Source organism: Bacillus sp. ISL-78, from assembly GCF_018613455.1.
Lineage (GTDB): Bacteria > Bacillota > Bacilli > Bacillales > DSM-1321 > Peribacillus > Peribacillus frigoritolerans.
Map to the genome: position 1 here is coordinate 49,153 of NZ_JAGGQC010000004.1, position 23,060 is coordinate 72,212.

Genomic DNA, 23,060 nt, shown 5'->3' on the forward strand with positions numbered 1-23,060 from the left:
AAATTTATATCAACCCGCAAACACCATCACTGTTTTTCGGTGTTTCTGTAATTTTCAAATTTGCGGAGGGCTGGAATTTACCTGACTGCTGGAGTATTCTTAAAAGAAGACGACAATGGATTTTACCGGATGGTTAAATATAGAAAAAATGGGGGAAACGTATCTAAAAAGGAGGAAGAGCCAATGAGTGATTTATTTGAAATATTGGAATCGAAAATTATGGGGCATAATTTAAAGATCGTTTTTCCGGAAGGGTTGGATGAACGGATTTTGGGAGCAGCAGGCAGGCTTGCCCAAGCTAAACTGGTGACACCGGTATTGATCGGGGATATCGGGTTGATTCAAGAGAAGGCAAAAGACTTAAAGATCTCCCTTGATGCAATCGAAATATATGATCCGAAGAATTATATCATGATGGATGAAATGGTTGAAGCGTTTGTGAAGGTCCGTGATGGTAAAGCGACCGATGTACAAGCACGTGAAACCTTAATGGATGAGAACTATTTTGGAACCATGCTCGTCCATATGAAACTGGCACATGGAATGGTTAGTGGCGCAACGCATTCGACTGCCGATACGGTTCGTCCAGCCTTAAAGATCATTAAAACAAAGCCAGGCGTCCAAAAAACCTCGGGAGTGTTCATCATGGTCCGGGAGGAAGAGAAATATGTATTCGCGGATTGTGCGATCAATATAAACCCAAGTTCCCAGGACCTGGCTGAAATTGCTATAGAAAGTGCGAAGACTGCATTAATGTTCGATATCGAACCGCGCGTGGCGATGCTGAGCTTTTCGACAAAGGGTTCGGCAACATCCCCCGAGACCTTAAAAGTGGTTGATGCCGTCGATTTGGCAAAAGAAATGGACCCTGAAGTCATTCTTGATGGGGAATTTCAGTTTGACGCAGCCTTCGTTCCTTCTGTGGCAAGGAAGAAAGCACCGGATTCCCTTATTCAGGGGGATGCCAATGTTTTTATTTTCCCAAGTCTCGAAGCTGGGAACATTAGCTATAAGATGGTGCAGCGCTTGGGTGGCTTCGAAGCGGTCGGTCCGATCCTTCAGGGGCTGAATCGTCCGGTGAACGATCTTTCGAGGGGATGCAGTGAAGAGGATGTATATAAACTGGCTGTCATTACAGCGGCACAGGGATTTGTGGCGCAGTATCAATAGGCAGCTTGAGGATTAAATGTAGAGGGAGATTCGTATGGGTGAGACAGATTCATTATTAATGCAGCAAGAGTGGAGGATTATTGATCAATCTTCCGTTGGGCCTCAGTTTCCTGCTCTGGAGTCCTTTGCGATGGATGATACATTTTGCGCTTCCGTTGGGTCAGGTAAATCAGCGGCCGTAGCCAGGGCGTGGGTACACCACCGAACCATCGTCATGGGTATACAGGATACGAAGTTGCCTTTTCTTAAAAAGGGCTTGGAACATTTGGAGGAACATGGTTTCCGGGCCATCGTGAGGAATTCCGGAGGGCTTGCAGTCGTCCTGGATGAGGGGGTCCTTAATTTTTCGCTCATTTTTCCTGAAAACGAGCAGAAAATTGAAATCAATCGTGGATATGATGCGATGTGGAAGCTTGTCCAATTGATGTTTTCCGATTTCCCAGTCAAGATGGAGGCGCGGGAAATCGTCGGTTCCTATTGTCCCGGCAGTTATGATTTAAGTATAAATGGGCAAAAGTTTGCCGGTATATCCCAACGCAGGATCCGCAATGGCGTAGCGGTGCAAATCTATTTGTGTGTCAATGGAAGCGGGGCTGAACGTGCCAGTCTCGTGAAGGGTTTTTATGATGCAGCTAAAGGAAATGCAGAAACCAAATTCGCTTATCCTGATATCGTCCCTTCGGTAATGGCATCCCTAACCGAATTGTTGGGTGTGCAATTGCGTGTTCAAGACGTGATGCTCAGATTCCTTCAAGTATTGAAGGAACATAGCGAAAGGATATTCTCTGACACACTTTCCGCTGAGGAATGGCCGTTGTATGAGGCGTACTTGACGAGAGTGGTCGAACGCAATGATAAAGTATTCGATGCATTAAAGGATTGATCTGAAAGAAGCCGTTCCATTAAGTCAGGAATGGCTTCTTTCATTTAATATTTAATACGACTTTAGCATTCACTGAAACTGTAAAAGGACTGTATGATAGGCGGAGATAGTATTCCTTCTTTCTTGAAACAATGAAAAAAAGAGCCTTGTTGGCTCCCTTTTTCGGATAAATAGGGATGAAACGGCCCCTGGCATGTGGTTGAACTATATAACAGAACCCCACATTATCTTATTACTCGGCCATTTTTTCCAAATTGCCATTCCGGTCCATCTTGAACTTAGTTGCCGGACGTTCCTCTTCCTCTAACAAGACCAGTTTTCTTGCCCGATTCATGATATTCATCAAAGTTTCATAATCTTCCTGCATCAAGCCGCTGTTTTGTTCTAGGTGGCTGATTTTATTCTCCAATTCTTCGTTTCGCTTTTTCAGCCCTTTAATTTCAAGCTTCAATCTTTCATTTTCGGTTTTTAATACTTCGGCTTGAAGCATGCGGCCGTTCATGGATTCTAAATAGGCGATGACGGTATCAAGGCTCATGGCCGTTTCCAAAATAACTGGTGTGTGCTGTGACCTAGGAGCGAGGGCTTCTGCCACAACGAATTCCTCTGCTGCTTCATAATTGGTAGTATCGACTTCGGATTTCAACTCTAGTTCCTCTTCTTGCACATGGGGAACCATTATGTCGGAAATCGTTGGGGACGGCGGTGTATAAAGAAGCCGTTTTTTTCCTCCTTGATCTTTTCCAAGGATCCTTTGCCGCTGCTTACGCTGTTTCTTGGCAAGGGATAGCGCTTTATCATAATTATGGCGGACAACTGCATTCCAGCGGAATCCGCACGCTGCAGAAGTGCGATTCAACTTATCTCCTACCTCTTCAAAAGCATTAAGCTGAGTGCTGCCTTCCCGCACATGGCGCAACACCGTTTCTGCCAAAAGCAAATCATCTTCTTCTGTCCAGGCGTCTTGACGAACCTTCATTTCTACATACTCCCTTTCTGGTAACTTTTAAAATAAATAACTATATAAAATATCGTGTGGCAGTGATTTATGGAGTGTTCTACTAGCATTTTGGACAAAATATGGATTTTTTATACAAAAAGGTTAAAAGGATACTAGTTTTTTGATTAATTACGTCATTTTTCACATCATTCAGCCCTCTTGATATTCATAAGTAGAAACGGTAAAATACCCTTTAGTCATATAAATGGATGAAATACAGTTTGTCATGGAAAGGATGGTGACCGGAGGATGTCCAATGAATTCAGAGTGTGCGATGACTGCTTGGCGGTAAACATAAAAACATTGATCCCGCGTCTTGAAAAGCTTGATCCCGACGCGAAAATTGAAGTGGGCTGCCAATCCTACTGCGGTCCTGGCAGAAAGAAGTCTTTTGCCTTTGTCAATAACCGTCCGGTTGCTGCACCGACAGAAGACGAGTTACTAGATAAAATCAATAAAAAACTAAAGTAGGATCCATGATATATAGGTAGAGTGGATTGTTTCTTATGATATATGGAACCAGTAATCATCACCCAGATTCGACACACTGCGGTGATTTTTTATTTCCTTATTTTCGAGACAAAACCAGACCGGAACTTCCGTTTTCTTACAAAATTCCACCTCTTACTAGCAAGGTGGAAGTTAGGGTTTTTTGTCAAAATACGCTATAATGAGTGCATCGAGATTATGAAAAAGAGGGTAGTTCATGGGATATTCCGGCGAAAAATTACAAGAAGAAAAAGTATTCAAGGATCCGGTGCACCGATATATACATGTTCGTGACCGGGTTATATGGGATTTAATAGGGACGAAGGAATTTCAGCGGCTTCGTAGGATCAAACAGCTGGGAACGACTTATTTAACCTTTCATGGTGCGGAACATAGTCGGCTTAGCCATTCGCTTGGAGTATACGAGATTGTCCGGAGAATCGTGGATGATGTTTTCGAGGGCAGGCCGGAATGGAAACCGGAGGAGCGGTTACTATCCTTGTGCGCAGCCCTCCTGCATGATTTGGGTCATGGTCCTTTCTCTCATTCTTTTGAAAAAGTGTTTGATCTGGATCATGAGCAATTCACGCAGCAGATAATCATAGGCGATACGGAAGTGAATAAGATCCTCCTTAGAGTTGGGCGTGATTTTCCAAAAAAAGTGGCAGAAGTCATCGCGAAAACCTATAAAGGCAAATTAGTAGTCAGCCTGATTTCAAGTCAGATCGATGCTGATAGAATGGACTATTTACAGCGTGATGCTTATTTCACTGGCGTGAGTTATGGACATTTCGATATGGAAAGGCTTTTGCGTGTGATGAGGCCAAGGGAAGAACATGCCGTAATAAAGCAGAGCGGGATGCATGCGGTTGAGGATTATATCATGAGTCGCTACCAAATGTATTGGCAGGTTTATTTCCATCCGGTTACGAGAAGTGCGGAGGTCATACTTACCAAGATCCTGCATAGGGCAAAACATTTATATGAATCCGGTTATGAGTTTGCGCAAGAACCGCACCATTTTTATTCATTGTTCAAGGGAGAAGTGACTTTAACGGACTATTTGAAAATGGATGAATCGGTGATGCTCTATTATTTCGAAGCATGGGAAGAGGAAAACGATGCGATTTTAAAAGATTTATGCACTCGCTTCGTTAACCGTAAACTATTTAAATATGTGGAATTCCATCCGTCGAATAGTCAAATGAACAGATTGATGGAACTAAGGACGCTATTCAAGAAGGCAGGCATCGATCCGGATTATTATCTTGTCGTCGATTCCTCATCAGATCTGCCGTATGATTTTTACCGGCCAGGTGAGGAAGAGGAGAGACTTCCGATTCACTTGCTTAAAAATAATGGCGAAATTCGTGAATTATCACGTGAATCCGAAATTGTCGATGCAATTTCAGGGAAAAGAAGAACGGATCATAAGTTGTATTATCCAGCGGATTTATTGCGTGATGAATCTACGAAGAAAAATATTAAAAAACAGATCCGCAAGCTTTTGGAGCTATCGGATTAAAGTGGTACATTTTTGGTGAGGAGTGACGGGCCTTGTTTAAGGATCATGCAAACATTATCAATGCAATTTCTACTGCCGGTGAAATCTCGGGTCGGAAAAAGTTACAAAAAATCGTTTATATCGCGAAGAAGCTGTCCTTCCCATTTCATGAAAAGTTTCAGTTTCACTTTTATGGACCGTATTCGGAGGAGTTGACCTTACGGATTGAAGAGCTCTGCGAAATGGGCTACTTGAATGAAGTAAGGGAAAAAAAAGCAGGCTATTATCAATATTGTTATTCGATAACGGATGCCGGCAGGGATTTCCTATCCATACAGGAAGTGGAGATGCCGGCACTTGAGGCATGCTTACAGGATATGAACGGACAGAATGCCAGGTTTTTGGAGCTGGTTTCAACGGTGCTATACTTCGACACGCTTGAAAAAGAGGAAGTCACCGAGAAAATTTTCACGCTGAAAAGCAAACAAAAATATACCCTTGAAGAAATCGATGAGGCATATGAATATATTGAGCAGTTAAAAACAAAAGCTAAGCCGAATTGATGGCTTAGCTTTTCCCCATTATGTAAATCTTATAGATCGCTTTTACGGACACCGGCTACTGCTAAATGGTTTTTTGACATTTCTTCAATGAAAATCGTCACGGCTTCAGCTGGTGCTCCAGTTGTTTCCGTCACGGCTGCAGTCACCTTTTCGACTAAAGCCTTTTTTTGTTCGTCTGTACGGCCTTCAAGCATTTTGACTGTTACATATGGCATCTCTTTTCCCCCCTTCCTCTCTTATCTTGTAGTGTTTCACAATGGAAAAAGAATTGCAAGACACGGAAGTCAGAGTTTTTTCACTTCTTGAACTTTTGATGTATACTAACGGTAATAAACAATGGGGGAGAAGCTATCGATGCAATTTTTTGAGCAAATAGAACCGTTTTTGGCTTATAGTTTGGAAGAACTTCCATATGTCATTGTGTCACTGTTGATCGCATTTACGGTTCATGAATTTTCCCATGCTTATGTGGCCTATAAGTTCGGTGACCCGACTGCAAAAAATGAGGGAAGAGTCACATTGAATCCGATTTCCCACTTGGATCCGATCGGGACGTTGCTGATATTAATAGCCGGATTTGGTTGGGCGAGACCTGTACCTGTCAATCGTTTTCATTTCAAGAACCCAAAATTGGCAGGAGTGCTCGTCTCTTTTGCCGGTCCGTTCAGTAATTTGCTTGTTGCAATTTTGGGGTATTTGATTTTTTACGGGTTGCTGGCGGCAGGCGTTGGACCTGAGTTACCGTTTTTCGTCGAGCCCTTCTTAAATATACTTATAAATTTAAATGTCCTTCTATTTGTATTTAATCTGTTACCGCTGCCGCCGCTCGATGGTTATAGGATCGTTCAGGATCTTGTTTCAGTAGACTTGCGGGCAAAAATGACCCAGTATGAACAATATGGTTCCCTTATTTTTTTGATTTTGATCATCACACCGCTGAGTCAATATACAATCAGCCCGATTTTGGATACTGGTACTAAGTTTGTGGGAGAAATCTTGAGTCAAATTTTTTCACTTTTGTTTTTTTAACCAATAATAAGGAATGACAAACGATGAAGGGGGATATGAACATGGAAGAACAACCAAAGAAAAAGGTAGGCTTCAATATTATAAAAAATGACCCGACAGAAGGCCATGGCGGATATGGGGCAGGGGTATTGACGCTCGATAATATTTCTCCGGTCATCATCGATGTGGATGCAGGTGAAGCAGAGGTCGATATCGGTGCGATGCATGCAAGGAGTGCTGTGGAAAAAGGGATCAAGTTTTTAAAGACTAAAGAGGAAGTCCCGAATGCCAAACCTTACTGGCTTGTTTGGGTGACCATTGAGGCCACTCAAAATGGTCCGCACTATGCAGGTGTGACAGCATGTGAAATGACGGTCGACAGATCAATCAGACGCGGTTACAAATCGCTCCCGGAGCATGTTAACCGGATGGATAAATCGCTAAAACGAAAGATCATCGTTGAGGACATGGACGATAAATCAAAACGTGTGCTTGCAGACTTTCTGAAAAACCATGATGCGGGAATGTGGGAGCGTTCTTCAGATCAGCTGAAGGAGTCATTGACGGTTTGAATCTCGTTTGATGGATGAAATGTTAAGTTTAGTGAAAAATGCACTTGTAGGAAAGCGATAAAATCAGTAAACTTAAAGACAGCAGTTTAGTCACTGTGGAACTAGGACAGAAAAACCCCCGAAGCCGCTGCAGGCTTCGGGGGTTTTTCGTTATCCCCAAGGTTTTAAGACTTTCTTGTACCACGGGGCCTTTTTATGTTCTTCTTCTTTTGGGGCATGTTTCGGATTCTCACCCTTAAAGTGCTCGGCACAGTATTCGACAGGCTCGGTTCCTTTAACATAATAAGTCATTCTTGAGACGGGACAATCTTTTGTGGCCAATTTTCCGCTTACGGGATTCACGTTTACCCCGATTACGTTTTCGGTTTCCTTAAATGATTTTGCCGGTTTACCTTTTAGACCCTTTTCCATATAGGAAGCCCAGATTTTTTTTGCATAGCCTTTTTCGGCAGGGATTTCGATCTTTTTGCCTTGATCATATCCAGTCCATACTCCTGCTACAAGCTCGGGTGTGTAACCGATCATCCAGCTATCCGTCGGGGTGGAGCCTGATTTGCCGGCATATGGGCGGGTCAGCTTGGAACTGATGGTGCTGCCGGTCACTTTCGTATAACCATTTAACGTTTCATCGAAAACACCTGTAAGCATCTGGGTCATGACAAATGCCTTGTCCTTATCCAGAATCTGTTCCGGTTTCTCCTTTTCATTAAAAATCACTTCACCTTTTTGATTTTCCACCTTTTTGATAAACACGGGTTCAACCTTCTTGCCGCCGTTAGCCAGAATGCTGTATGCGTTCACCATTTCAATCGCCCTAACACCTGACGTACCGAGTGCCAGGGAAGGGACCGCATCCATCTTTGCCGTGATTCCGAATCGACGCGCCGTATCGACCAATGACTGTTCCCCAAGGAACAAATGTGTTTTTACGGCGAAGATATTATCGGAAAGAGCAATGGCCTGAGCCATCGTGATTTCGCCTTCCGCATATTGATGGTTGTAATTATGCGGTGTGTAAGATGAGTGACCACCATCGAAAGAAAATGTAGTTGTCTCGCTTTTTAAGGTGGTGGACGGTGTGAAACCATTCTCCAGCGCTGAATAGTATAGCAATGGCTTCATGGTTGAACCAGGCTGGCGAACGGCCTGTGTGGCCCGATTGAATGGCGACTCGGAATAATCTTTACCGCCGACCAGTGCACGGACCTCCCCGGTATCCGGATCCATTGCCACTATCGAGGCTTGAATGCCTGAAGACTTGGGTACGGTACTGGAAAGGACCTCTTCGGCAGCATCCTGCTGGGTTTCGTCCAGTGTCGTATACACCTTAAGGCCGCCGAGCTCGATCGTCCGGTCATCTAAATGAAGCTGAGATTTTAAAGCCTGCTTGACGGCATCCTGGAAATAGGGAGCGGTCTTCTTGGTGACCGTTCCGTGTTCCCCTTTTAATGTAAGGGATGTTCGCAGCGCTTCCGCGATATCCTTGTCTGAAACGTAGTTTTTGCTTTTCATGGATTGCAGGACAACTTTCTGCCTGGATTTCGCTTTTTCAAAGTTATCCAATGGAGAATAGTTTGACGGCCCTTTTGGTATTCCGGCCAGCATGCTCGCTTCAGGAAGAGTCAGATCCTTGGCATCCTTGCCAAAGTAATATTGACTTGCAGCTTGGGCTCCATATGCGCCATGGCCATAGTAAATCGTATTTAAATAGCCTTCTAGAATTTCCTTTTTGGAGTAGTTCATTTCTAAACGTATCGTATAAAAGGCCTCATTAAGTTTACGCGACCACGTTTTGTCATGCCCAAGAAACAGGTTCCGGGCATACTGCTGGGTAATGGTGCTTGCTCCCTGGACCTTGGACATTGCCTTAATATCGGCAAGGATGGCACCGCCGATCCGCTTTATATCAAATCCATAATGTGTGTAAAATTGGCGGTCCTCAACGGCGACAGTCGCTTTGATGAGCTGTGGTGAAATCGACTCCATTCCGGCCCAATAACGCTTCTGGCCATTATCTGTTTCACCGATCACGTTTCCATCATCACTATAATAGAGAGTGGACTGCGGCACGACCAAAGGAGGCGGACCTAATATTTTTGCATAAATCAGTAAAGAGAGAAGCAATACAAAGAGTATTGTCAGCCCGATTGTGGCAAGGATGATGAAGGCCCGTACATATTTAGTTGTCCTTTTAAATCGTTCGCTTGGAATCAATTCCATTGCTTTCACCTCTCTTATCAGGTAAGAATCTAGTATCTATTACTATTATGGAAAAAAAAGAAAATTTTAAACATAAGAACTGCATTTAAGAAATTTATCTTGCAATTCTGCTAGATTCGTCTATAATTTTTCTAGCTAATGACTATACCGATTTTGGGGAACCTATAAGGTGACTGACAATATGAAATGGAAAAGGAGCGTTAATAAATGAGCATTTGGTTTACTGAAAAACAAACAGAGAACTTTGGTATTACGATGAAAGTGAATCGTACTTTACATACGGAGCAAACTGAGTTTCAAAAGCTTGATATGATTGAAACGGAAGAGTGGGGCAATATGCTATTGCTGGATGACATGGTAATGACTTCACAGCGCGATGAATTCGTTTACCATGAAATGGTAGCCCATGTTCCTTTATTTACCCATCCTAATCCAGAAAACGTTTTGGTTGTAGGTGGAGGGGACGGAGGAGTTATCCGTGAAATCCTTAAACACCCAAGCGTAAAAAAAGCTACATTGGTGGATATCGATGGGAAAGTCATCGAATACTCAAAGAAGTACCTGCCGGAAATTGCAGGCATGCTTGAAGATCCGCGTGTAGACGTACAAGTTGGGGATGGCTTCATGCACATCGCCAAAAGTGAAAATGAATATGACGTGATCATGGTTGACTCAACTGAACCTGTCGGACCTGCTGTCAATTTATTCACAAAAGGTTTTTATGCCGGGATTTCCAAAGCTTTGAAAGAAGACGGGATTTTTGTGGCACAATCCGACAACCCTTGGTTTAAAGCGGACTTGATTCGCGATGTACAACGTGATGTGAAAGAGATATTCCCAATCACGAGCCTGTATTTAGCGAATATCCCGACGTATCCAAGCGGCCTTTGGGCGTTCACGATCGGATCGAAAAAATATAATCCGTTAGAAGTGACTGAAGACCGTTTCCATGAAATGGAAACGAAGTATTATACAAAAGAACTTCATAAAGCAGCATTCGTTCTGCCTAAATTCGTTCAAGATTTAGTGAAATAAGGGAGGCATGGACCATGAAATTCGATGAAGCCTATTCAGGCAATGTATTCATTAAAAGCCACCCTGTTTTTGAGGAATCTGAAGCTGTGCTATACGGCATGCCGATGGACTGGACGGTAAGTTTCCGTCCGGGTTCCCGCTTCGGCCCTACCCGGATTCGTGAAGTTTCGATTGGTTTGGAAGAGTACAGCCCGTATTTAGATCGTGAATTAGAGGAAGTTAAATTCTTTGATGCCGGGGATATTCCATTACCATTCGGCAATCCGCAGCGCAGTATCGATATGATTGAAAAATTTGTCGACAGCTTGTTGGATGCAGGTAAGTTCCCAATGGGTATGGGAGGGGAACATCTTGTCACATGGCCTGTCATCAAAGCCATGTTCAAAAAGTATCCCGATATGGCCATCATCCATATGGATGCCCATACAGATTTACGTGAGGATTATGAGGGAGAGCCGCTTTCCCATGCGTCCATCATCCGTAAATCCGCAGAACTTATCGGCCCGAAAAATGTATACTCTTTCGGCATTCGTTCCGGTCTGAAGGAAGAATTCCAATGGGCAAAAGAAAATGGCATGCACATCTCTAAATTTGAAGTACTTGAACCTTTGAAAGAAGTACTGCCGCAGTTAGCTGGCCGTCCTGTATATGTGACGATCGACATCGATGTTCTTGACCCTGCGCACGCGCCGGGAACAGGCACCGTAGATTGCGGAGGCATCACTTCCAAAGAGCTTTTAGCTTCGATTCATGAGATAGCACGGTCTGAAATTAATGTGGTCGGCTGCGATTTAGTAGAAGTGGCACCGATCTATGATCCATCCGAGCAAACTGCGAATACGGCGAGCAAGCTGATTCGCGAAATGATTCTAGGGTGGGTTCAAAAAGGTTAATGATGGAAGACTTGACTGTTCCTGTTTTTTTAGCGGGAATGGTCTTTTTTTATCCATGGATAAGAATTGAGGCTCTTTTTGAATATTTCCGCCCAATGAGTCATTATTGCGTTAAAATCAAATGGATTGCAACAACATGATTTCGACAGATTATCCTCACAATTTTGGATTAACACTTTATTTTCCGCTCCAAGTTGAAACTTCCTTGAAGAATATTTATACTTATAAAGTTAAGAACGACATGATGAAGGAAGTGTAGCTTTGACTCTTCATGATATAGATAAGCATGCTATTAAAGTGACTTTACAGACAAAAATCAAGCATGGTCCAGAAACGGAAACGTATGAGCTGGTCACATTTGGTACAAAAATGTATAAAGGTGCAGATTTATATTTGCAATATAAAGAGGAAAATGAAACCGGTCAAACACAAACGACCATCAAGCACAAACCGGATGAAACGATCCTGCTTAGAAATGGTGCCATTAAAATGAGGCAGCTTTTCCGCCTGCAGGAAGCGACAAATGGGCATTACGAAAGTATCTATGGCAGGTTAGGATTACGGACGACCGCGAAGAAGATCCATCATCAATGGGATGAGCAGTCCAAACAAGGGAAACTTGTCCTTAAATATACGTTACATATGCAGGGAAGCGAACCCGGTCAATATGAGATGACTATTTCCTACAAGGAGGAAACATAACACATGAATATAGTTAATGAGGTACAGGAAAAACTGAAAGAAGAGATTAAAGCGGCAGTCATTAAAGCTGGTTTAGCAACGGAAGAGCAAATTCCGAATGTTGTATTGGAGCTGCCAAGAGATAAGACACACGGAGATTATTCCACGAATATGGCCATGCAATTAACGAAGATTGCAAAGAAAGCGCCAAAGATGATAGCAGAGGCAATCATCGAAAACTTTGACAACTCAAAAGCATCCATCGAAAAAATTGAAATAGCAGGACCGGGTTTTATCAATTTCTACATGAATAATGCCTATTTGACGGAATTGGTTCCTGTCATTTTGAAAGTGGATGAAGCATATGGGGAAAGTGACTTTGGTAAAGGCGAAAAAATCCAAGTGGAGTTCGTTTCCGCAAACCCGACCGGTGATCTCCATCTTGGTCATGCCCGTGGTGCAGCAGTAGGTGATACGCTATGTAATATCCTCTCTAAAGCAGGTTATGATGTTTCACGTGAATACTATATCAATGATGCTGGAAACCAAATCAATAATTTGGCCATTTCCATAGAAGCCCGTTATTTCCAGGCGCTTGGCCTCGAAAAGGATATGCCTGAGGGCGGTTATCATGGCGAAGATATCATTGGCATCGGTAAGACGCTTGCAAGTGAATATGGGGATGAATATGTAAATGCCGATGAGAAGGAACGTTTTGAATTTTTCCGTGAGTACGGCTTGAAATATGAAATGGAAAAACTGAAAACGGACTTGGGTAATTTCCGTGTCGGATTTGATGTATGGTACTCCGAAACATCCCTCTATCAAGACGGTAAAATTGATGAAGCACTTAAAGTGTTGAGGGAAAGGGGCCATGTTTACGAGGAAGATGGGGCTACATGGTTCCGCTCTACGGAATTAGGCGATGATAAAGACCGGGTGCTTATTAAGCAGGATGGATCTTACACATATTTGACACCGGATATTGCCTATCACCGTAATAAATTGGAGCGTGGCTTTGAAACGCTGATCAATATCTGGGGTGCAGACCACCACGGGTATATACCTCGCATGAAAGCGGCGATCGAAGCATTAGGGTATAACCGCGATCAGCTTGAAGTGGAAATCATCCAGCTTGTTCACCTGTACAAGGATGGCGAGAAAATGAAGATGAGTAAACGTACCGGTAAAGCAGTTACGATGCGTGACCTGACTGATGAAGTGGGTCTGGATGCAACACGTTATTTCTTTGCAATGAGAAGTGCGGATACCCATATGGATTTCGATTTGGATCTTGCAGTATCACAATCCAATGAAAACCCGGTTTATTATGCACAGTATGCCCACGCCCGTATTTCCAGCATTTTACGCCAAGGTGTGGAACAAGGGATCAGCTATGAAGGAGTCACTGATTTCTCTGCCCTAGCAACTGAAAAAGAAGTGGAGCTTTTGAAGAAATTAGGAGAATTCCCGCAGGCAATAGCGGAAGCAGCCGAAAAACGGATGCCTCACCGTATGACGAATTATATATTCGACCTGGCTTCTACATTCCACAGTTTCTACAATGCAGATAAGGTTCTGGATGTTGAAGAAATGGAAAGAAGTAAGGCGCGACTTGGACTGGTCAAATCTGTCCAAATTACGTTAAAGAATGCATTGGCCATCATCGGGGTTTCGGCACCGGAAAAAATGTAATGGAAAAAAGCGGCTGTTTCTAGCGAAACAGCCGCTTTTTTTGGGTTAATTAGCACTCAATGGCTCCGCCGCTCACCCTTTTTACACCTCGAATCCTAGCCATATCTTCAATCAGCTGCAACATTGCCCGATCCTTCATCTTGGCCTCGATCATGAAATCCACGTCCTGTCCAAGATCCTTAAGCACTTTAAAAAGGGGCATGATGAAGTCCAAATCGATATAATCTGCATGCGAGCGAAATTCACCTGCGGATTTTGGGGATGAAATATGGATCTTTGGTACCGCTCCTGCTTGATTCCAAGTCGTGAACACCTCGGTGAGCAGCTCGTTAAGCGGCTCATCTGAAAGGTTTGCGAGATGATGATGATAATCGAATACAAGTGGAATGCCCTCCCTTTTACATACACCGAGGGTTTCAGATGCTGTATAGGTTTTATCATCATTCTCCAAAGTCATTCTTTCCTTGATGTGCATAGGCAGCGATTTAAGGTTGTCATGAACCCTTACTAGGGCGGACTCTTTATCACCATAGGCCCCACCGACATGGATATTGATGAAAGAGGTGTCCGCAATGCCCATTGCATCAAGCATTTTATAATGGAACTCCATATCTTTCACTGCATTTTGTGTGATCTCGGGCTTCGGGCTGGTGAATAGCGTAAACTGATTGGGATGAAAGCTGAGCCTCATCTTGTGTGCTGTGGCCCAATCGCCAAGCTGTTTCCACTCTTTCTTAAAAGGAGTGACGAAATCCCATTCGATTTCGGGATGTGTGGCTAAAGGAACAATGGAACTGGACATCCGGTATACTTCTATTTGGTGTGCCGTGTTATATTGAAGGACCCTTAAGGTATTTTCAATGTTCTGCCTTGTCACATCCAGGAGCTTTTCCATTCCTTTTTCTGCGCCAAGTATGCTATATCGCTTGAAAGTAAGTGTCTTAGCCGGAGAAGCCTCCCATAAACAGGTGGCATTGGATACGAACCCAAATCTTATTTTCATTATTTTTTTCTCCTTGAGCAAAGGGTTGTCAAAGAAAAGGAGAAAGGATGGAAGCCAGCGATTCTTTTGCTGAACGGACTACATTCATGCTGGAAAGAGCATCCCCGTTCAGCGGCTTGGATTCGGCCAGGTCCACTGCCAATTCCCTTTCAACATCTTTTATAAATGTCCGGTCAAATACGGTGCAGTTCATTTCACTATTTAAAAAACAACTGCGTTTATCAAAATTAGCCGTACCGATATCACACATTATATCATCGATCAGTATCACTTTAGAATGGTAGAACCCTCTTTGAAATTGCATGATTTCAGCCCCGTCTTTTATTAGTGCCCGAAAGTAGGGAAAAGAAGCTTCTTTTACAAGGGCATGGTCTGAAATTTCAGGTACGATGACCGTAACGGAAACATTGCGTGCAAGGGCTTCCCTCAATTCCTGAAATAAAGTTTCACTGGGAATGAAGTATGGAGTCCCGATAATGATTTTTTTAGTCGCTTGACGAATCATGTGTGTCAGTGACTGTTCAAGATCACTGCCATTCGTGACGACAAACTGATGGGCCTGCGTCCCGGGAGTCAATGTCGGAAAATAGGAAGGTGTTCCTCTGTAATCCTCATTTGTATCATAGAACCAATCCGAGAGGAAGACTTCCTGAAGGTCCTTTACACCCTCCCCGGTCATTTTTAAATGGTAATCCCTCCATGGGTTCAACTTCTCCCCTTGGTTTATATACTCCTTACCGATATTAAAGCCGCCAAGATAGCCGATTTTTCCATCTATCACCGTGATCTTACGGTGATTTCTTTTTTGTATAGTATAAAAAAGGAAGGGGAGTTTCGGTTTAAAGCTGAAAGAAAAGTGAACGCCGCTTTCAGTCAGCTCCTGAATGGTCTGGCGGGACATCTTTTTACTCCCTATCCAATCGACTAAAAGCCGCACTTCCACGCCCTCTTCCGCTTTTGACTGCAGTAACTTCAAAAAGTCCTTGCTGAATTTATCATTTTTCACTATATAAAAAAGGATATGGATGGAATCCTGAGCTTGCCTGACTTCCTTGATATAATCTTCAAACAGGATTTCCCCTGATGTGAATACAGTCATTTCGCTGTTACGAGGCGGATATTTAATGTTGGTTGCGTGCTTCAAATAACGCTTATGCCCTACCTTAAGATCAACCCAGCACCACGTGAAGATCAATAAAAATATAGAGGCAATCGTAGTGATTATCTTCAAAAAAACCCCCCCTAAATGATTATATTTAGTTTGGCTCTAATTCCCTGTCAGTAACCATTAAAAAGTGGGAAAGGGCCTTCATTTTTTTATAATGCAGAAGGGTAATGCATGGATTTGTCGAATTATATAGTTAAGGGGCAGAAAAATTAAATGGTTTTTAAAAGAAAAAAGTTGACTGAATGCTCATTCATTATATAATGGAATTAATCAAATTTCAGAAAAATGCCAAATTTCCCATAATGATACCTGGCATTTTGCAATTTACTAAAGAGGGGGAAAGACTGCATGGAAATGAATGGTTTACTGTGGATCAACTTAGTTGCATTCCTGTTTGTAACCGCTTACGCCGCCGGTTTGTTTGTCTATTTGATAAAGACTCGTATTGCTTATATAAAACTTGGCAAAAAAGTGGAATTCGATAACCGTGTGAAAGATCGTCTTGTCAAAATAGGGATTTATGTATTTGGACAGAAGAAGCTCTTTAAAGATAAAAAGAGCGGGATCATTCATGCTCTGTTATTTTATGGTTTCATCTTAGTGCAATTTGGCGCACTTGATTTTTTCGTTAAAGGCTTAAGACCGGGGTGGCATTTACCGTTTGGCCCTGTTTATCCGGCCTTTACATTCTTCCAGGAAATTGTGACGCTTACCGTTCTTGTTGCAATCCTATGGGCGGCATACCGCCGTTATGTCGAAAAGCTTGTTCGCTTGAAAAGGGATTTCAAAGCAGGTTTGGTTGTCATCTTCATTACCGGTATCATGATCACCGTATTGCTGGGGAATGGAATGGGGATGATCTGGCATGGACACGATGCAACCTGGTCAGAGCCAGTCGCATCGAGCATCGCATTTCTATTCGGCTGGATGGGGACAACAGCGGCAACCGTCGTTTTTTATGTAGCTTGGTGGCTGCATTTACTGATCATATTATCTTTCCTTGTTTATATCCCGCAATCTAAGCACGCTCACTTGATTGCCGGTCCTATAAATGTATTCCTTAATCGTCTGGATAATCCGGGGAAATTGAAACCGGTTGATTTGGAAGAAGAGATATTCGACAAAGAAGGCAATCAATATTACGGTGCCAAATATATCGAGGACTTGACGCAATATCAAATGGTGGACCTCTATGCTTGTGTGGAGTGCGGTCGCTGTACGAATATGTGCCCTGCTACAGGTACCGGGAAAATGCTGTCCCCGATGGACATCATAATCAAGATGCGTGACCATTTAACAAATACAGGCGCTGCCGTTACAACGAAGCAGCCATGGGTGCCGTCTTTTGTTTTTGGAAATACGAAGGGAAATAAGATCGCTTTGGCTGGTGCCGCGCAGGGGGCGCAGGAATCAGCTGCAGCAACAGAAGCTTACAGTCGGAGCCTGATTGGCGAAGTCATTACGGAAGAAGAACTTTGGGCTTGCACCACATGCCGGAACTGTGAAGATCAATGCCCGGTTATGAACGAACATGTCGACAAAATCATTGATATGCGCCGTTATCTAGTTCTTACTGAGGGCAGACTTGATCCCGATGCACAGCGTGCCATGACGAATATCGAGCGTCAAGGGAACCCGTGGGGATTGAACCGTAAAGAGAGAGAAGATTGGCGAAGCCTTCGGGAAGATGTCAGCGTCCCAACCGTGAAGGAATTAAAAAAGGCAGACGAAGAATTCGAGTATTTATTTTGGGTGGGTTCAATGGGGTCTTACGATAACCGAAGCCAGAAGATTGCCCTTTCCTTTGCTAAATTATTGAATGAAGCGGGCGTCACATTTGCAATTCTCGGAAATAAGGAGAAAAACTCAGGGGATACTCCACGGCGATTGGGTAATGAGTTTGTGTTTCAGGAACTTGCCATGAAAAATATTGAAGAATTCCAGAAGAATGAAATAACGAAAATCGTGACGATCGATCCGCATGCATACAATATCTTTAAGAATGAGTATCCGGATTTTGGTTTGGAAGCGGAAGTGTATCACCATACTGAGCTGTTGGCCAAACTTGTCAGTGAAGGCAGGCTGGTGCCGCAGTATCCGGTGAATGAGACGATTACATTCCACGATTCCTGTTACTTGGGAAGGTACAATGAAGTTTACAGTCCGCCGCGTGAAATCTTACAATCCATTGATGGAGTGAAACTTATTGAGATGGAGCGTAACCGTGAGAAGGGTATGTGCTGCGGAGCTGGAGGCGGTTTGATGTGGATGGAAGAAGAAACTGGAAACCGCATTAATGTGGCCCGTACCGAACAAGCGCTGGCCGTCAGTCCAACAGTGATCAGCTCAGGATGTCCTTATTGTTTGACCATGCTATCTGATGGGACGAAGGCAAAAGAAGTTGAGGAAAATGTTAAAACGTATGATGTAGCTGAACTACTCGAAAAAGCGGTCATTGGTGAAAATAAATCGATTGCCTCTTAATTTTAAATGGAATTGCCTGCTTCCTCTAAATGAGATTCAAATGGAAGCAGGCAATATTTTCAATATTTACAAACTAAATATTTTCATTTTTGAGAAAAATGTGTAATATAATATAATATTAAGCGCTTACAACACTATTTTTTTAACTCCAAATTGAGCGAGCGTTCAATCAATGTTACTTATAGGGGGAAATAATGATGGCGAAAACAGTGATTATTAGCGGTGTGAGAACACCTTTTGGTAAATTCGGCGGTGGCCTTAGCAGTTTGACGGCTTCACAACTTGGCGGAATAGCAATCAAAGAGGCACTTGTTCGGGCAGGGGTTGAAGGCAGCCAAGTGGACGAGGTCATCATGGGGAATGTGCTTCAAGCAGGCCAAGGCCAAATACCGTCCCGCCAGGCAGCCCGTCATGCTGGATTGCCTTGGGAAGTGAAAACGGAAACTATTAATAAAGTATGCGCATCAGGACTTCGCAGTGTCACATTGGCTGATCAAATCATTCGCTTGGGTGAAGAAGAAATCATTGTTGCCGGCGGTATGGAATCGATGAGCAATGCACCTTATATTCTTCCGAAAGCAAGGTGGGGCCTAAGGATGGGTGATGGGGAACTGAAGGATACGATGATATCGGATGGACTTAGCTGCAGTTTTACGGGTGTCCATATGGGGACTTACGGTAACAGTACAGCCGAGGATCTTGAAATCACCCGTGAGGAACAAGATAGCTGGGCTTACGAGAGTCACCAAAAAGCGATAAAAGCAATCGATGGCGGAATTCTTGCAGAAGAGATCATTTCCGTACAGGTGCCGGTCCGAAAAGGCGAACCAATTACCATCGAACATGATGAAGCCCCAAGAAAAGATACATCTGCCGGAAAGTTGGCTAAACTAGGTCCGGCTTTCAATAATGAGGGGACCATTACGGCGGGTAATGCACCAGGTGTCAATGACGGGGCGGGTGCACTCGTATTGATGAGCGAGGAACGTGCGGAAAAAGAAGGGAAGACGCCTTTTGCCTATATTTTAGCTCATGCAGAAGTGGCAGTGGAAGCAAAGGACTTCCCTAAAACGCCAGGTCTGGTCATAAATGAACTTCTGAAGAAGACAGGTAAATCGATAGAGGAAATTGATTTGTTTGAAGTGAATGAAGCATTTGCAGCGGTTGCATTGGCCAGTGGCAAAATTGCCAACATCGAGCCGGGAAAAGTGAATGTAAACGGAGGGGCTGTAGCTTTAGGCCACCCAATCGGGGCGAGTGGTGCCCGCATCATCATTACGCTGATGCATGAACTGAAACGCCGCGGAGGGGGATTGGGCATCGCAGCGATCTGTAGTGGCGGCGGTCAGGGAGATGCCATTTTAATAGAAGTGCCTAAGCAAGGATAATAGTTTCATAGATAAATGAGGAGGGATATTCCCATGGGCATTCAAAAAGTGATGGTCATTGGTGCGGGTCAGATGGGATCTGGCATTGCCCAGGTCTGTGCAATGAGCGGTTATGAAGTTCTTTTACACGATTTAAAAGATGAGTATGTAGAAAAGGGGTTAGGGACTATTACCAAAAACCTATCCCGGCAGGTTGAAAAAGGGAAAATGGAATCCGAGGAGAAGGATGCAATCCTTTCCCGGCTTACTTCCTCAACGAATTTGAAAAATGCAGCTGCGGTAGATTTAGTGATTGAAGCGGCAGTGGAAAACATGGAAATTAAAACAAGAATATTCGCCGAGTTGGATGAAATCACGCCCCGTCACGTCATTCTTGCATCCAATACTTCTTCGCTTCCGATTACCGAGATAGCCGCTGCCACGAAAAGGCCGGAAAAGGTAATTGGCATGCACTTCATGAACCCCGTTCCAGTCATGAAGCTGGTTGAGGTCATCCGCGGCCTTGCTACGGCGGATGAAGTTTATCAAGAGGTTGAAAAGATGGCGGAATCCTTGAATAAGGTACCTGTGGAAGTCAATGATTTTCCAGGTTTTGTAGCGAATCGGATTTTAATGCCGATGATCAATGAGGCCATCTTTACACTTTATGAGGGCGTCGCTACTAAAGAAGCGATCGATGACGTAATGAAACTGGGAATGAACCATCCGATGGGCCCGCTTACGCTAGCTGACTTCATCGGCCTGGATACATGCTTGTATATAATGGAAACCCTTCACCACGGACTGGGAGACGATAAATACCGGCCGTGTCCGCTGTTAAGGAAATATGTAAAGGCTGGGTGGTTAGGAAAGAAATCAGGACGGGGCTTTTATGAATATAACTAATCTTGGAAAGATGTGCAGCCAGGGAGGGATGAAGGATGGAGTTCAAGTTTACCGAAGAACATGAAATGATGCGGAAAATGGTAAGCGCTTTTGCGGAGAAAGAGATCACTCCTCATATCGAGGCAATGGAAACAGGCGTGTTTCCAAAAACGATTCTGCAAAAAATGGGTGAGCTTGGTTTGATGGGAATTCCGATTTCAGAAGAATACGGTGGCGCGGGTATGGACTTCATGTCATATATCATTGCCATCAATGAGATTTCCAAAGTAAGTCCCACTCTCGGTGTCATACTGTCGGTTCATACATCTGTTGGCACAAATCCAATCGTTTATTTTGGAACGGAAGAGCAGAAGCGGAAGTATGTGCCTAAGTTAGCCGCTGGTAAAAATTTAGGGGCCTTTTGTTTGACTGAGCAAAGCTCAGGTTCCGATGCTGCGAGTTTGAAATCGAAGGCAGTAGCAGTAAAGGAAGGCGGACAATATCGGATAAATGGGTCCAAGGTTTTCATCACCAATGGCGGGGAAGCGGATGTGTTCATTGTTTTTGCTTCAACCGACCCACAAAAGGGAAGCAAGGGAATCTCTGCTTTTGTCGTAGAAAAAGGGACGCCAGGCCTAATCATCGGTAAAGACGAACGTAAAATGGGCCTTCATGGCTCGAGCACCGTGCAGGTAACATTTGAAGATATGAAAGTCCCTACAGCCAATCTCCTTGGCAAAGAAGGTGAAGGTTTTAAGATCGCCATGGCCAACTTGGATGCTGGAAGGATCGGGATTGCCGCTCAAGCGCTGGGAATTGCTGAGGGTGCTATGGAACATGCTGTCCAATATGCAAAAAGCAGGGAGCAATTCGGAAAACCAATTGCAGAACAGCAAGGGATCGGTTTCAAACTGGCCGAAATGGCAACGAGTATAGAAGCTTCAAGGTTACTTGTCTATCGAGCGGCATATTTACGCTCACAGGGATTGAAGTGCGGTAAAGAGGCGGCAATGGCTAAGCTATTCGCTTCGAGGACGGCTGTTGATGTGGCGATAGAAGCAGTCCAGGTGTTCGGAGGCTATGGATACACGACGGAATATCCTGTCGAACGATATTTCAGGGATGCAAAGGTAACTGAAATTTATGAGGGTACAAGCGAAATACAGAGAATGGTCATCAGTAAAAGTCTATAATTACGAGAAATTTAGGAGGTATTGCCATGCAATTCAAACTAACGGAAGAACATGAAATGATCAGGAAAATGGTGCGCGACTTTGCCCAGAATGAAGTGGCTCCGACTGCTGCCGAGAGGGATGAAGAAGAACGATTCGACCGTGAAATCTTCGATAAAATGGCTGAACTTGGATTGACCGGGATTCCGTGGCCTGAGGAATACGGCGGAATTGGAAGTGATTACTTAGCGTATTGCATAGCGCTTGAGGAACTTTCCCGCGTTTGCGCTTCTACTGGGGTGACTTTATCAGCCCATACTTCGCTCGCAGGATGGCCGATATATAAGTTTGGCACTGAAGAACAAAAACAAAAATACCTTCGCCCGATGGCACAGGGTGAAAAAATCGGTGCATATGGCCTGACTGAGCCTAGCTCAGGCTCAGACGCCGGAGGGATGAGAACGACTGCAAAGCTTGTGGGTGATGAATATGTTATCAGCGGTTCCAAAATCTTCATTACGAACGGCGGGATTGCGGATACATATGTCGTCTTTGCATTGACAGATCCTGAATCGAAGCAAAAAGGAACGAGTGCTTTTATCATTGAAAAGGACTTCCCGGGCTTCAGTGTTGGTAAAAAAGAGAAGAAGCTTGGAATCCGTTCATCACCGACTACGGAAATCATCTTTGATGAGTGCCGTGTTCCTAAAGAAAATCTCCTTGGAAAAGAAGGGGAAGGCTTTAAAATCGCGATGATGACGCTTGATGGCGGCCGTAATGGAATTGCAGCCCAGGCTGTAGGGATAGCCCAAGGTGCATTGGATGCCGCGGTTGATTATGCAAAAGAGCGCGTCCAATTCGGCAAGCCAATTTCTGCACAGCAAGGAATCGGTTTTAAATTGGCGGATATGGCAACGGGTGTTGAGGCTTCAAGGCTATTAACCTATCAGGCTGCCTGGTTGGAATCAGTGGGCCTTCCTTATGGGAAAGAGTCGGCCATGTCCAAACTTTTTGCAGGAGATACAGCAATGAAAGTGACGACGGAGGCCGTACAGGTTTTCGGGGGCTATGGATATACAAAAGATTATCCGGTGGAGCGGTATATGCGCGATGCGAAAATAACGCAGATTTATGAAGGTACACAGGAAATTCAAAAGCTGGTCATCTCACGGATGGTTACTAAATAGGGTTGAAACTGCGGTTTTCCGATGAGGCTCTGCCTTTACCGGAATTCCCTTTTCAATTTCTTCAGAATATCAATGGTTGAA

General features: G+C 43.9%; 21 protein-coding genes. 16 read left to right on the forward strand and 5 right to left on the reverse strand.

Translation table 11 applies throughout. The features are described from left to right. Positions 1-183 precede the first annotated feature (183 nt). Together pta and lipL are read left to right on the forward strand one after the other, a co-directional pair. Complete coding sequence (gene pta, locus J7I96_RS05760; protein ID WP_214772401.1) at positions 184-1,170, forward strand: phosphate acetyltransferase; 987 nt, start codon at positions 184-186, stop codon at positions 1,168-1,170. 34 nt (positions 1,171-1,204) lie between these two features. Further along, positions 1,205-2,053 carry an octanoyl-[GcvH]:protein N-octanoyltransferase gene (lipL, locus tag J7I96_RS05765; protein WP_214922147.1) on the forward strand — a complete coding sequence of 283 codons (849 nt, stop codon included), beginning with the start codon at positions 1,205-1,207 and terminating at the stop codon, positions 2,051-2,053. A 232-nt stretch (positions 2,054-2,285) separates the two neighbouring features. Here the strand turns inward: lipL and J7I96_RS05770 are convergent, their stop codons facing one another. Further along, on the reverse strand, positions 2,286-3,032 hold the full coding sequence (locus J7I96_RS05770) for an RsfA family transcriptional regulator (RefSeq protein WP_214772399.1): 747 nt from the start codon (positions 3,030-3,032) through the stop codon (positions 2,286-2,288). 270 nt (positions 3,033-3,302) lie between these two features. Between J7I96_RS05770 and J7I96_RS05775 the strand changes: the two genes are divergently transcribed. The 3 genes from J7I96_RS05775 to J7I96_RS05785 all read left to right on the forward strand — a co-directional run bounded on the left by J7I96_RS05775 (position 3,303) and on the right by J7I96_RS05785 (position 5,609). Next, positions 3,303-3,524, forward strand: coding sequence for a YuzB family protein (locus J7I96_RS05775; RefSeq protein ID WP_048683566.1), 222 nt, complete (start codon positions 3,303-3,305; stop codon positions 3,522-3,524). A 235-nt stretch (positions 3,525-3,759) separates the two neighbouring features. Then, positions 3,760-5,067, forward strand: coding sequence for an HD domain-containing protein (locus J7I96_RS05780; RefSeq protein WP_214772398.1), 1,308 nt, complete (start codon positions 3,760-3,762; stop codon positions 5,065-5,067). A gap of 32 nt (positions 5,068-5,099) precedes the next feature. After that, positions 5,100-5,609 (forward strand): YwgA family protein, encoded by a 510-nt coding sequence (locus tag J7I96_RS05785; RefSeq protein WP_214772397.1) that lies wholly within the window; start codon positions 5,100-5,102, stop codon positions 5,607-5,609. Positions 5,610-5,638: 29 nt separating this feature from the next. Here the strand turns inward: J7I96_RS05785 and J7I96_RS05790 are convergent, their stop codons facing one another. Then, on the reverse strand, positions 5,639-5,824 hold the full coding sequence (locus J7I96_RS05790; protein ID WP_034315897.1) for a 2-hydroxymuconate tautomerase: 186 nt from the start codon (positions 5,822-5,824) through the stop codon (positions 5,639-5,641). A gap of 139 nt (positions 5,825-5,963) precedes the next feature. Between J7I96_RS05790 and J7I96_RS05795 the strand changes: the two genes are divergently transcribed. Then, on the forward strand, positions 5,964-6,638 hold the full coding sequence (locus tag J7I96_RS05795) for a site-2 protease family protein (protein ID WP_214772396.1): 675 nt from the start codon (positions 5,964-5,966) through the stop codon (positions 6,636-6,638). Between the two features lie 41 nt (positions 6,639-6,679). Further along, positions 6,680-7,189 carry a YwhD family protein gene (locus J7I96_RS05800; RefSeq protein ID WP_054398584.1) on the forward strand — a complete coding sequence of 170 codons (510 nt, stop codon included), beginning with the start codon at positions 6,680-6,682 and terminating at the stop codon, positions 7,187-7,189. A gap of 150 nt (positions 7,190-7,339) precedes the next feature. On the opposite strand, the gene J7I96_RS05805 is transcribed toward J7I96_RS05800, so the two are convergent. Continuing rightward, the gene (locus J7I96_RS05805; RefSeq protein ID WP_214772394.1) at positions 7,340-9,409 is read right to left on the reverse strand and encodes a transglycosylase domain-containing protein; all 2,070 of its coding nucleotides are present in this window, start codon (positions 9,407-9,409) and stop codon (positions 7,340-7,342) included. Between the two features lie 207 nt (positions 9,410-9,616). Between J7I96_RS05805 and speE the strand changes: the two genes are divergently transcribed. The 4 genes from speE to argS all read left to right on the forward strand — a co-directional run bounded on the left by speE (position 9,617) and on the right by argS (position 13,713). Beyond that, complete coding sequence (gene speE / locus J7I96_RS05810; protein ID WP_034315891.1) at positions 9,617-10,444, forward strand: spermidine synthase; 828 nt, start codon at positions 9,617-9,619, stop codon at positions 10,442-10,444. Positions 10,445-10,458: 14 nt separating this feature from the next. Then, complete coding sequence (gene speB / locus J7I96_RS05815; protein WP_034315888.1) at positions 10,459-11,337, forward strand: agmatinase; 879 nt, start codon at positions 10,459-10,461, stop codon at positions 11,335-11,337. 261 nt (positions 11,338-11,598) lie between these two features. Beyond that, a complete protein-coding gene (locus J7I96_RS05820) occupies positions 11,599-12,039 on the forward strand; it encodes a YwiB family protein (RefSeq protein WP_214772392.1) in 441 nt (146 codons plus the stop codon). 3 nt (positions 12,040-12,042) lie between these two features. Next, positions 12,043-13,713: an arginine--tRNA ligase gene (gene argS / locus J7I96_RS05825; protein WP_214772390.1), complete on the forward strand. Its 1,671-nt coding sequence runs from the start codon at positions 12,043-12,045 to the stop codon at positions 13,711-13,713. Positions 13,714-13,762: 49 nt separating this feature from the next. On the opposite strand, the gene uvsE is transcribed toward argS, so the two are convergent. Both uvsE and cls read right to left on the reverse strand, forming a co-directional pair. Continuing rightward, positions 13,763-14,716 (reverse strand): UV DNA damage repair endonuclease UvsE, encoded by a 954-nt coding sequence (gene uvsE / locus J7I96_RS05830; protein WP_214772388.1) that lies wholly within the window; start codon positions 14,714-14,716, stop codon positions 13,763-13,765. A gap of 28 nt (positions 14,717-14,744) precedes the next feature. After that, on the reverse strand, positions 14,745-15,947 hold the full coding sequence (cls, locus tag J7I96_RS05835; protein WP_251025281.1) for a cardiolipin synthase: 1,203 nt from the start codon (positions 15,945-15,947) through the stop codon (positions 14,745-14,747). 291 nt (positions 15,948-16,238) lie between these two features. Between cls and J7I96_RS05840 the strand changes: the two genes are divergently transcribed. The 5 genes from J7I96_RS05840 (at position 16,239) to J7I96_RS05860 (ending at position 22,979) form a co-directional block, all read left to right on the forward strand. Next, positions 16,239-18,368: a (Fe-S)-binding protein gene (locus J7I96_RS05840; protein WP_214772613.1), complete on the forward strand. Its 2,130-nt coding sequence runs from the start codon at positions 16,239-16,241 to the stop codon at positions 18,366-18,368. Between the two features lie 197 nt (positions 18,369-18,565). Further along, positions 18,566-19,756 carry an acetyl-CoA C-acetyltransferase gene (locus J7I96_RS05845; protein ID WP_214744521.1) on the forward strand — a complete coding sequence of 397 codons (1,191 nt, stop codon included), beginning with the start codon at positions 18,566-18,568 and terminating at the stop codon, positions 19,754-19,756. A 33-nt stretch (positions 19,757-19,789) separates the two neighbouring features. Next, positions 19,790-20,641, forward strand: a complete 852-nt coding sequence (locus tag J7I96_RS05850) for a 3-hydroxybutyryl-CoA dehydrogenase (RefSeq protein ID WP_214772386.1) — start codon at positions 19,790-19,792, stop codon at positions 20,639-20,641. 35 nt (positions 20,642-20,676) lie between these two features. Continuing rightward, the gene (locus J7I96_RS05855) at positions 20,677-21,813 is read left to right on the forward strand and encodes an acyl-CoA dehydrogenase (protein ID WP_214772384.1); all 1,137 of its coding nucleotides are present in this window, start codon (positions 20,677-20,679) and stop codon (positions 21,811-21,813) included. Between the two features lie 26 nt (positions 21,814-21,839). Then, complete coding sequence (locus tag J7I96_RS05860; RefSeq protein ID WP_214922149.1) at positions 21,840-22,979, forward strand: acyl-CoA dehydrogenase; 1,140 nt, start codon at positions 21,840-21,842, stop codon at positions 22,977-22,979. Positions 22,980-23,060 lie beyond the last annotated feature (81 nt).